Annotated in this window: 14 protein-coding genes; 5 read left to right on the top strand and 9 right to left on the bottom strand. The window is 70.6% G+C overall.

The features are described from left to right. Positions 1-7 precede the first annotated feature (7 nt). Positions 8-430 carry a Fur family transcriptional regulator gene (locus tag ACFYZJ_RS30150; protein ID WP_388573170.1) on the top strand — a complete coding sequence of 141 codons (423 nt, stop codon included), beginning with the start codon at positions 8-10 and terminating at the stop codon, positions 428-430. A gap of 19 nt (positions 431-449) precedes the next feature. Here the strand turns inward: ACFYZJ_RS30150 and ACFYZJ_RS30155 are convergent, their stop codons facing one another. The 6 genes from ACFYZJ_RS30155 to ACFYZJ_RS30180 all read right to left on the bottom strand — a co-directional run bounded on the left by ACFYZJ_RS30155 (position 450) and on the right by ACFYZJ_RS30180 (position 3556). Further along, entirely contained in the window at positions 450-803 is a 354-nt protein-coding gene (locus tag ACFYZJ_RS30155) for a hypothetical protein (RefSeq protein WP_388573172.1), read from the bottom strand. After that, positions 800-1336 carry a hypothetical protein gene (locus ACFYZJ_RS30160; protein WP_388573174.1) on the bottom strand — a complete coding sequence of 179 codons (537 nt, stop codon included), beginning with the start codon at positions 1334-1336 and terminating at the stop codon, positions 800-802. The genes ACFYZJ_RS30155 and ACFYZJ_RS30160 overlap by 4 nt, the downstream gene beginning before the upstream one ends. Positions 1337-1441: 105 nt before the next feature. Next, positions 1442-2275 carry an isoprenyl transferase gene (locus ACFYZJ_RS30165; protein WP_388573176.1) on the bottom strand — a complete coding sequence of 278 codons (834 nt, stop codon included), beginning with the start codon at positions 2273-2275 and terminating at the stop codon, positions 1442-1444. An 89-nt stretch (positions 2276-2364) separates the two neighbouring features. After that, positions 2365-3111 (bottom strand): DNA repair protein RecO, encoded by a 747-nt coding sequence (gene recO, locus ACFYZJ_RS30170; RefSeq protein ID WP_103838332.1) that lies wholly within the window; start codon positions 3109-3111, stop codon positions 2365-2367. 44 nt (positions 3112-3155) lie between these two features. Further along, positions 3156-3377, bottom strand: coding sequence for a hypothetical protein (locus ACFYZJ_RS30175; protein WP_388573178.1), 222 nt, complete (start codon positions 3375-3377; stop codon positions 3156-3158). Beyond that, positions 3374-3556: a hypothetical protein gene (locus ACFYZJ_RS30180; RefSeq protein ID WP_388573180.1), complete on the bottom strand. Its 183-nt coding sequence runs from the start codon at positions 3554-3556 to the stop codon at positions 3374-3376. The genes ACFYZJ_RS30175 and ACFYZJ_RS30180 overlap by 4 nt, the downstream gene beginning before the upstream one ends. A 185-nt stretch (positions 3557-3741) precedes the next feature. Here ACFYZJ_RS30180 and ACFYZJ_RS30185 point away from each other — a divergent pair, with 185 nt between their 5' ends. From ACFYZJ_RS30185 to ACFYZJ_RS30195, 3 genes are all read left to right on the top strand, one after another. Then, the gene (locus tag ACFYZJ_RS30185) at positions 3742-4575 is read left to right on the top strand and encodes a helix-turn-helix domain-containing protein (protein WP_388573182.1); all 834 of its coding nucleotides are present in this window, start codon (positions 3742-3744) and stop codon (positions 4573-4575) included. Then, a complete protein-coding gene (locus tag ACFYZJ_RS30190) occupies positions 4557-4838 on the top strand; it encodes a DUF397 domain-containing protein (RefSeq protein ID WP_388573184.1) in 282 nt (93 codons plus the stop codon). The genes ACFYZJ_RS30185 and ACFYZJ_RS30190 overlap by 19 nt, the downstream gene beginning before the upstream one ends. Positions 4839-5040: 202 nt before the next feature. Continuing rightward, positions 5041-6258, top strand: a complete 1218-nt coding sequence (locus ACFYZJ_RS30195; RefSeq protein WP_388573186.1) for a TolB family protein — start codon at positions 5041-5043, stop codon at positions 6256-6258. 142 nt (positions 6259-6400) lie between these two features. Here the strand turns inward: ACFYZJ_RS30195 and ACFYZJ_RS30200 are convergent, their stop codons facing one another. Further along, positions 6401-6616 (bottom strand): tautomerase family protein, encoded by a 216-nt coding sequence (locus ACFYZJ_RS30200; protein ID WP_388573188.1) that lies wholly within the window; start codon positions 6614-6616, stop codon positions 6401-6403. A gap of 126 nt (positions 6617-6742) precedes the next feature. Here ACFYZJ_RS30200 and ACFYZJ_RS30205 point away from each other — a divergent pair, with 126 nt between their 5' ends. Next, entirely contained in the window at positions 6743-7606 is an 864-nt protein-coding gene (locus ACFYZJ_RS30205; RefSeq protein WP_388573189.1) for a helix-turn-helix domain-containing protein, read from the top strand. A gap of 17 nt (positions 7607-7623) precedes the next feature. Here the strand turns inward: ACFYZJ_RS30205 and ACFYZJ_RS30210 are convergent, their stop codons facing one another. Both ACFYZJ_RS30210 and ACFYZJ_RS30215 read right to left on the bottom strand, forming a co-directional pair. Then, a complete protein-coding gene (locus ACFYZJ_RS30210) occupies positions 7624-8277 on the bottom strand; it encodes a response regulator (protein WP_388573191.1) in 654 nt (217 codons plus the stop codon). Further along, positions 8274-9476 (bottom strand): sensor histidine kinase, encoded by a 1203-nt coding sequence (locus ACFYZJ_RS30215; RefSeq protein WP_388573192.1) that lies wholly within the window; start codon positions 9474-9476, stop codon positions 8274-8276. Before ACFYZJ_RS30215 ends, ACFYZJ_RS30210 begins: the two co-directional genes overlap by 4 nt. Between the last annotated feature and the right edge of the window lie 34 nt (positions 9477-9510).

Consider the following 9510-nt stretch of genomic DNA (forward strand, 5'->3'; position numbering starts at 1 on the left):
GCAACCGGTGACGATCGCAGGACCGCCCGTGAAGGGCCGCGCCACCCGGCAGCGTGCCGCTGTCGCGGCGGCCCTCGACGAGGTCGACGAGTTCCGCAGCGCGCAGGAACTCCACGACATGCTCAAGCACAAGGGCGACTCGGTCGGTCTCACCACCGTCTACCGCACCCTGCAGTCCCTCGCCGAGGCCGGCGAGGTCGATGTCCTGCGCACCTCCGACGGCGAGTCCGTCTACCGCCGCTGCTCGACCGGCGAGCACCACCACCACCTGGTCTGCCGCGTCTGCGGCAAGGCCGTCGAGGTCGAGGGCCCGGCGGTGGAGAAGTGGGCGGAGGGGATCGCGGCGGAGCACGGCTTCGTCAACGTCGCCCACACGGTGGAGATCTTCGGCACCTGCGCGGAGTGCGCGGGCGCCGCGGCGGAAGGCTGAGCACCGGCGCGAGGCCGGTTCAGGGGGACATGGCGCCCCGGTTCACGCAGGAGTAGGAACCGTCGTCGTTCCGCCCCACGCTGTCGTACGACCAGCAGTGCAGCATCGGGGCGAGCGTCCACATCCGCAGCGCCATGAGACCGCCGAACAGGGCCACGACCGCCCACCCCGCGTACGACGGCCGCCCGCCGAGTGCCGTTCCGCCGACGACGAGCAGCGCCGCGAACACCAGCGCGCCGACGGCCATCGGCGCCATGTTGTCCCGCAGGCCGGGGACCGTCTCCATGTCGGTCGTGACCATGAAGCTGAAGAACACCGCGAGGACCGCGCAGCCGATGGCGACGACCGCCGCGCAGCCGCGGACGACGCTCATGCGCGGGTCAGGTGCTGGTCCAGCAGCGTGCGCAGCCGGTCGACGTCGGCCGGGTCGGCCGCGCCCCGCTTGGCCAGCACCATCGCGCAGCGGCCCACGCGGTCGGGACTGCGCAGGATGAACACCCGCTTGCTCTCCGCGTAACTGCCGAAGTTGCCCCAGGCGGAGGTGCTCTCGGCCTGGGAGCCCACCATCCGGACACCCGCCTCGTCCACAGTCGCCCGCACCAGTCCCTGGTGCTGGACCGCCTTCAGCGAGCCACGGGCCGCGATGTGCGGCCAGAAGTACAGGAACACCGCGTACAGCGGGATCAGTACGTCGACGAAGCGCACGCCCCTGCCGTGCGCCAGGTGCAGCGCCAGTACCGCCACGCCCAGCAGCCCGAAGCTGATGATGAAGGGCAGGCGGAAGATGAACTTGGACCGCCGTTTGCGCAGGATGAGCCGGATGGCCTCCAGCATGTCCGCGTGCTGGAGGCGGTACTCCAGCACGACTCCGGTCTCTCTCAGCGCAGCAGCCTGCTCTTCGGTCACGGCCCCTCCCCGGTTCTTCGGTGACGAGCCGTGATCGTAGAGCATGGCCGAATCCAGCTCCGCGTGCCAGGCCCCGCGAGCCCGACATGATCCAAACGAGAGGCCCTAGGCCTGCTCGCCCTCCATGGCCAGCAGCTCCTCGTTCGGGATCGCCCCGCCGAAACGGCGGTCACGCGAGGCGAACTCAAGGCACGCACGCCACAGGTCGCGCCGGTCGAAGTCCGGCCACAGCACGTCCTGGAAGACCATCTCGGCGTAGGCGCTCTGCCAAAGCAGGTAGTTGGAGGTGCGCTGCTCGCCACTCGGCCGCAGGAACAGGTCCACGTCCGGCATGTCCGGGTAGTACAGGTGCTTGGCGACCGTCTTCTCGGTGATCTTCGACGGGTCGAGCCGGCCGGCCTTCACCTCCTCCGCGATGGCCTGCACCGCGTCCGTGATCTCCGCACGGCCGCCGTAGTTCATGCAGAAGTACAGCGTGAGCCGGTCGTTGCCCTTGGTCTGCTCCTGGGCGATCTGGAGCTCCTTGGCGACGGACTTCCACAGCCTGGGCATACGGCCCACCCAGCGCACCCGCACGCCGAGTTCGTCGAGCTGGTCGCGGGTCTTGCGGATGAAGTCGCGGTTGAAGTTCATCAGGAAGCGCACCTCTTCGGGCGACCGCTTCCAGTTCTCGGTGGAGAAGGCGTAGAGGGAGATACTCCCCACGCCCATCTCGATCGCGCCCTGCAGCACGTCCAGCACCCGCTCGGCACCGACCTTGTGCCCCTCGGTGCGGGGCAGGCCGCGCTGCTTGGCCCACCGCCCGTTCCCGTCCATGACGATCGCGACATGGTTCGGGATCAGCTCCCCGGGGAGCTTCGGCGGCCGCGCGCCGGACGGGTGCGGTTCCGGCGTCCTGTACTCCCGGCGCTGGCGGCCCAGAAACCCGCGTACGGCCATGTGCTTCTCGCTCCTCGGTTCTTCGCTCTGTCGCTCTGTCGCTCTGTCGCTCTGTCGCGCTTCTGACAGCTGTGACGCTGTGACGCGCTCTACTGTTCCACGTACCGGAGCGAGCGCAGCCCCCGCTCCAGGTGCCAGTGCAGATACGCCGACACCAGCCCGCTGCCCTCCCGGACGTACCGGGCCTCGCACGCGTCCGCGGTCTCCCAGTCTCCCGTCAGCAGCGCGCCGAGCAGTTCCAGGGCCTGCGGCGAGGGTACGACGCTGCCGGGCACCCGGCAGTCGGCGCACACGGACCCGCCCGAGGCGACCGAGAAGAAGCGGTTCGGCCCGGGCATGCCGCACTTCGCGCAGTCGCTGAAGCTGGGCGCGTAGCCGTTGACGGCGAGGGAGCGCAGCAGGAAGGCGTCCAGGACGAGGTGCGGCGCGTGCTCACCACGGGCGAGCGTCCTCAGGCCCCCGACCAGCAACAGATACTGCTGGACGGCCGGCTCCCCCTCGTGATCCGTGAACCGCTCGGCGGTCTCCAGCATGGCGGTGCCGGCGGTGTACCGGGCGTAGTCGGTGACGATCCCACCGCCGTACGGGGCGATGGTCTCGCTCTGCGTGCACAGCGGCAGCCCCCGCCCGACCAGCTCGCTCCCGCGCGCGAAGAACTGCACGTCCACGTGCGAGAACGGCTCCAGCCTGGCCCCGAACTTCGACTTCGTCCGGCGCACCCCGCGGGCCACGGCGCGTACCCGTCCGTGACCCCGCGTGAGCAGCGTGATGATCCGGTCCGCCTCACCCAGCTTCTGGGTGCGCAGCACGATGCCGTCGTCGCGGAACAGACTCATGGGGTCCATTCTCGCCTACGGCGAGCCCGCCTCGGGCCGGGTCCTCAAGGGACCTCACCGCGACTGCGGGCGTTGGCGTACGCGGTGGCGGCCCGCAGGCGCTCGGCCTGGGTCGCCGGGCGCACGGCCTCCGGCTCGACGTCCCACTCCTTGCCCCCGCCGTACGGTCTCAGCTGTACGTACGGGCCCTCGTGCCCCATGACCACGCCCACCCTCCCGGTGCGGGTGTCGACGGCGTACGACCCGATCGGCGGCTTCTTCTTCATCGCACCTCCGCCGCCGGCCGCGCCCGCAGCGCCGCCGCGAGCCGGACGGCGACATCGACCGAACAGCCGCCCAATTCCACCAGCGGACAGGGTGTCTCCCGTGCCAGACTTGCCGGGTCGAGCCGGAGCGACGGCAAGGTGATTCCGACGCCCGCGAGCGCCGCCCGCAATTCCTTCACTGTCTCCTCCGCCTCTTCGACGCGGTGCGCCGAGTCTCGTCCCCCGAGTGATACGTGTACTGCCGTCACCGTGCTCCCCTTCCCCTCGGACTTTCACGCTTCGCATCTCCATGGTGACGCTCTGCATCTACACTCGACAGGTGTCTGTGCCCTACAAGTGCGAGGCAGCAGGGGTGTGTTGAGCCATGGCCAACGGTGCGCGGCAGGCGGCGTGGGAGTTCTTCGGCGCGGAGCTGAAACGGCGGCGGGAGAACGCGGGATTCACCCAGGCCGCGCTGGGCGCGCGTGTTTTCGTCTCGGGCGGCTACATCGGCCAATTCGAACAGGCGATTCGGAAACCTCAGTTGGACGTGGCACAGCGGATCGACGAGGTCCTGCAAACCGAGGGCTTTTTCGAGCGCACGTGGCGAAAGCTCATTGATGACAGCCGCTATGCGGATTATTTCGCGGAGGTGGTGGAGCTCGAACGGACGGCGACCAAGATCTGCGAGTTCGCGCCTACGTTGGTGCCGGGGTTGTTGCAGACGGCGGAGTACACCCGAGCGGTGACCCTGGCGAGCAACCCGTTCGTCACCGAGGAGTACATCCAGGAGAAGGTCACGGCTCGTGTGGAGCGCGCACAGGTCCTGGCAGGCGCTGCCCGGCCCGTGTACTGGGTGATCCTGCACGAGCACGTGGTGCGCATCCCGGTCGGTGGCGATGCGGAGATGGCGGCGCAGTTGGACCACATCGCGGAACTGGCGCGGCAGCGCAGGGTCCTGGTGCAGGTGCTGCCGACGGCTGTGGGCGCCTACCCGCTCATGGGCCGCATGGTCACACTCTTCGAGTTCGAGGACGCGCCGCCAACTGTCTATACAGAGGCGGTGTATTCAGGCAACCTGCTCGACGATCCGGCCCTGGTGAAGCGTGTGCAGGAAGCATACGATCTGCTCAGGGCCGCCGCACTGCCGCCGAAGGCGTCCCTCGCCCTGATCCAGTCGGCGGCGGAGGACCACAGACGATGCGCGGGTACGACCTGAGCAACGCCCGCTGGCGCAAAAGCAGCTACAGCGACGACAACGGCGGCAGCTGCGTCGAGGTCGCGTACGACTTCCCCGGCGCCGCCCGTTGGCGCAAGAGCAGCTACAGCAACGGCGAAGGCGGCGACTGCGTCGAAGTAGCCGACGGAGTCCCCGGCGTCGTCCCCGTCCGGGACAGCAAGGTGCCCGGTGGTCCCGTGCTCCTTGTCGGCTCGGTGGCCTGGACGGAGTTCATCCGTGCTGTGGGGACCGCCCGCTTCTAGCCAGTGGCGCGCTTCCGCGCTCCGAGTGGCCCGGGTGGCGTTCGTGCGCGGACGTATGAGGTCGCGCGGGAGTTGTACGCCGTTGGGCTGATTGACCCGGGGTTTCCGGTGCGCTTTCATCCCCGAGTGCCCTCGGCGTGGGGCCGGGGGAAGACGGTTTCTCGGGGGGAGAAACGTGTCCAGAGCCACCAGAGCCTTACGCGTGGCGGGCGGAGCCGCGCTCGTCGCGCTGCTGTCCTTCGCCACGCTGCCGGGAACGGCGGCCGCGGCCGAACCGGTTCCGCGCATCCACCGCATCAGCGTCGCCGCCGACGGCTCCCAGGCCGACGGTGACTCCATGTTCCCGTCGATCAGCGCGGACGGACGGTACGTCGCCTTCGAGTCCGACGCGACCAACCTCGTGCCCGGCGACACCAACAACAGGAGCGACGTCTTCGTCAAGGACGTGCGCACCGGCCGCATCGTCCGGGTCAACGCGCAGGGCGTGGGCGCACCCGCCGACGCGGAGGCCTACCAGGCGTCCCTGAGCGCCAACGGCCGCTATGTGGCGTTCACATCGGAATGGCCGCACCCGGAGAAACACGGTCCGCCCGGCCGGCTGTCCGACGTCTACGTCCGTGACCTGCGCACCGGCCGCACCACCAAGGTCGACGTGGGCCTCGACCCGGGCTTCGGCGACGTCTCGCGGGACCCGTCGATCAGCGCCGACGGCCGGTACGTGGCCTTCGTGGCCGGGCGCGGGGCCTGGTACCCGCTGGGCCTGCACTACGACATGCGCGTGTACGTGCGGGATCTGCGGACCGGTACGACGCGGATGGTGAGCGCCAAGATCGGGCAGTACGGGGACACCCAGGCGTACGCACCGCACATCACCCCGGACGGGAGTGCCGTCGCCTACTCCTCGAACTGGCCCCATGTGTCCGGGCCGCCCATCGGATACCTCTACGCATGGCGCCGCGCCACCGGACGGACCGAGCGCGTCGACGTCACATACGACGGCAGCGACACCAACGGAATGCCCTCGAAGTTCGCCGGAGTCAGCCCGGACGGCCGATACGTCCTGTTCAACTCCCCGACGGACAGGATGGTCCCGGGCTCCCGGCACACCGGCGGCTACGTGCGCGACCTGGTCACGGGCCGCACCCGCACGGTGGACGCGCCGGGCGATCCGACGGCGCTCACGTCGGCGGGCGGGTTCCTGGGCAGCTCCTACGACCACGTCCTCACGGTCGGCACCCGCCAGTACGTACGGGATGTGCGCACGGGCCGCACCCGGCTGCTGCTGGCCGACGCCTCCGGCATGCGTGACCTGGCGTACGACAGGAACGCGCGGGTGGCGGCGTTCGAGTCGTGGAGGGACGACTGGGTACCGGGCGACACCAACCAACGAGGCGACGTCTTCCTCGTAAGGTTGCGCTGACCGACGACGGGCCGGCCGCCTCGGGGCGGCCGGCCCGACGAAGAGGTCCGTGCTGAACCCATCGCAGGCCGTGACAGCCGCCCCGACGCCCGACCTTCACTCGCGGGGGAACAAGCACGCCGAAGGTGCTGTCGCGAGACCCTCAGTCGTCAGGGGATCCCTCGAGCACGGCGAGCGTCAGCACGTTCCCGCCGATGCCCCAGCCCCCGTCCGGGACCTCCTCGACCAGGACCATCGTGTTGGCGCGGGCCCGCTCGCCGTAGAGCTCGACGTACAGCTCGGTGGTGCGGGTGACGATCTTCTCCTTCTGCTTCTCGTCCAGGGTTCCGGCGATGACCTTGAAGTTGGCGAACGGCACGATCGCTCTCTTTCCTCGCTGGTGTTCGTGTCGCCTCCAGCGTGGGCCGGGGCCTGCGACCCGTGCCACGGCTCTCCTCACCCTGGGGTCGCCGTCCCCTGGCTCAGCCCTTCGCCGTGCGGGACCATGAAACGCGTGAACCACTCCGCACTCGCCGCTTTCCTCAAGTCCCGGCGCGACCGGATCCGCCCCTCCGACGTGGGCCTGCCGCACGGTCCGCGGCGCCGGGTGCCCGGGCTGCGGCGCGAGGAGGTCGCCCAGCTGGCGGGGCTGTCCGCCGACTACTACACGGAGCTGGAACGCGGACGCGGCGCCCAGCCCTCGGCCCAGGTGCTGGCCGCCCTGGCCCGGGCGCTACGGCTGAACGGCGACGAGCGCGACCACCTCTTCCACCTCGCGGACCGCCCGGTCCCCCCGGCGGCGCAGGGCCCGACCGCGCATGTCCAGCCGGGGCTGCTCGGTCTGCTGGACCGGCTCACCACGACTCCCGCCCAGGTCATCACGGACCTGCACGAGACCCTCGTACAGAACCCCCTGGCCGTCGCGCTCCTCGGCCCCGCCCCGGCGGTGCGCGGTCCGGAGGCGAGTCTCGTGTACCGCTGGTTCACCGACCCGGAAACCCGCGGGATCTATCCCGCCGAGGACCACCCCCACCACTCCCGGGTCTTCGTCGCCGACCTCCAGGCGGTCGCCGCCCGGCGCGCCGGCGACACCGAGGTGACCCGGATGGTGGCCGCGCTGCGCCGGCGCAGCCAGGAGTTCGCCGGCCTCTGGGACACCCACGACGTCGCGCTGCGCCGCACCGACCACAAGCGGATCGTCCACCGCGCCCTCGGCGTCATCGAACTCGACTGCCACAGCCTGTTCAGCGAGGACGGCCGCCAGCGCCTGCTGTGGTTCTCCGCCCCGCCCGGCACCGAGGGCGCCGCCCAGCTGGAACTGCTCTCGGTCATCGGGACCCAGGACCTGTCCCTGGAACGGACCGACTGAGCCGCACCGCGCGGAACCTATCCCACGGACACCAGCCCCGCCTCGTACGCCATGATCACCAGCTGGACACGGTCCCTCGCATTCAGCTTGGTCAGCAGGCGGGTCAGGTACGTCTTCGCCGTCGCCACGCTGATGCACAGTTCGGCCGCTATCTCCGTGTTGGACAGCCCGGAGCCGACCAGGGTCATGACCTCGCGTTCGCGGTCCGTGATGCCCGTCAGGTCTCGGCGGGCCCGGGCCGGTCCGGGACGGGCCGCGAAGTCCTGTATCAGGCGGCGGGTCACACTGGGGGCGATCAGCGCGTCTCCCGCCGCCACCACCCGCACCGCCCCGATGATGTCGTCCAGCGCCATGTCCTTCACCAGGAACCCGGACGCGCCCGCACGCAGGGCCCCGTACACGTAATCGTCGTCGTCGAAGGTCGTCAGGACCACGATCCGCGTTTCGGCCGGCCCTGCGGTGATGCGGCGCGTCGCCTCGATACCGTCCACCTGCGGCATCCGGATGTCCATGACGACGACGTCCGGATGGAGTTCCTCCGTCAGCGTCACCGCCTCCTCGCCCGTGGCCGCCTCCCCCACGACCTCCAGGTCATCGATCTCCTCCATCACCATCCGCAGCGCCGTACGGATCAACTCCTGGTCGTCGGCGAGGACCACCCGGACCGTCATCGGACGCCCTCCGGTACCGGCAGCCGCGCCGTCACCCGAAAACCGCCCTCAGGGCGCGGGGCGGCGCTGAACTCGCCGTGCAGCAGCGCGACCCGCTCCCGCATTCCGGCCAGGCCGAAGCCGGTGTCCGTCGACGTGCCGTGGCCCCGGCCGTCGTCCGTCACCTCCAGGGCGAGGACGTCGTCGGCGTAGTCCACGGTCACCCGGCAGGCGTCCGTGCCGGAGTGCCGTACGACATTGGTGACCGACTCCTGGATGATCCGGAACGCCGACAGGTCGAGGTCGGGTGGAAGGGGGCGGGGCTCCCCCAGCCGCCGCACCTCCACGCGCACCCCCGCCGCCGTCGTCGCGGCGGCGAGGCGGTCGACGTCGTCCAGGCCGGCGGTCGGCACCGCCTCCGTGCCGTCCCCGTGGCCCTCGTCCGCCGCCCGCAGGGCGACCAGCATCCGCCGCAGCCCCGCCAGCGTCTCCCGGCCCGTCGTCTCCACCGCCCGCATCGCCTCGCGCGCCGCCTCCGGGCGGGTCGCCGCCACCCGGGCCGCCGCGCCCGCCTGGAGGGCGATGATGCCGATGCTGTGGGCCACGGTGTCGTGCATCTCGCGGGCGATGCGCAGCCGCTCCTCCGTCACCGCCCGCGCCGCGGTCTGCGCACTCAGCCGCTCGGCGTGCTCCCGCGCCTGGTGCGCGGAGTTGCCGAGCAGCCAGCTGATCACCGCCACCAGGGCCACGGCCAGCTCCGCCGACATGCCGACGTCCCACCGGCACAGCAGTCGCGTGGCGATGTACCCGACCAGGGTGCCGACGCCCATGGTCAGCGCGACGACTGCGGTGCGGTGCGGCCACGCCGCCGCGATGAAGTACAGCGCGAGAACGGGCGCGAGGTACTGCGCCATCGGCAGCTCCCCCACCCCGAGCGTGTTCGTCTCGACGATGGAGGCAAGGATCAGCCAGGTCAGGGCGCGCAGCGGTCGCCGGTGCAGCAGTCGGGCGCCGTGCAGCGCCATCGCGGTGGACGCGACAAGGAACGTCAGGCCGTCCCAGCGGTAGAGCTGGGCCGCCGGCCACTGCTGCGGCTCCGTCTCTCCGGGCAGCCTGAACGTGGTCAGGAGCGTGAAGAGCGTACTCGCGCACCACACGAGCACGATCCACGCACCCGGTGGCACACGCTTGAGCGGAGGCAGTGGCACGGTGGCGGGCATGTCGGTGATCGTAGGTGCGGACGCGGCGCAGGTC

It is taken from the genome of Streptomyces sp. NPDC001848 (assembly GCF_042891915.1).
Classification (GTDB): domain Bacteria; phylum Actinomycetota; class Actinomycetes; order Streptomycetales; family Streptomycetaceae; genus Streptomyces.

Coding starts and splice junctions, on each gene's coding strand:
- ACFYZJ_RS30155 (WP_388573172.1), bottom strand. CDS start 803: ATGAGCGTCGTCCGCGGCTGCGCGGCGGTCGTCGCCATCGGCTGCGCG.
- ACFYZJ_RS30165 (WP_388573176.1), bottom strand. CDS start 2,275: ATGGCCGTACGCGGGTTTCTGGGCCGCCAGCGCCGGGAGTACAGGACG.
- recO (WP_103838332.1), bottom strand. CDS start 3,111: ATGAGTCTGTTCCGCGACGACGGCATCGTGCTGCGCACCCAGAAGCTG.
- ACFYZJ_RS30175 (WP_388573178.1), bottom strand. CDS start 3,377: ATGAAGAAGAAGCCGCCGATCGGGTCGTACGCCGTCGACACCCGCACC.
- ACFYZJ_RS30185 (WP_388573182.1), top strand. CDS start 3,742: ATGGCCAACGGTGCGCGGCAGGCGGCGTGGGAGTTCTTCGGCGCGGAG.
- ACFYZJ_RS30190 (WP_388573184.1), top strand. CDS start 4,557: ATGCGCGGGTACGACCTGAGCAACGCCCGCTGGCGCAAAAGCAGCTAC.
- ACFYZJ_RS30205 (WP_388573189.1), top strand. CDS start 6,743: ATGAAACGCGTGAACCACTCCGCACTCGCCGCTTTCCTCAAGTCCCGG.
- ACFYZJ_RS30210 (WP_388573191.1), bottom strand. CDS start 8,277: ATGACGGTCCGGGTGGTCCTCGCCGACGACCAGGAGTTGATCCGTACG.
- ACFYZJ_RS30215 (WP_388573192.1), bottom strand. CDS start 9,476: ATGCCCGCCACCGTGCCACTGCCTCCGCTCAAGCGTGTGCCACCGGGT.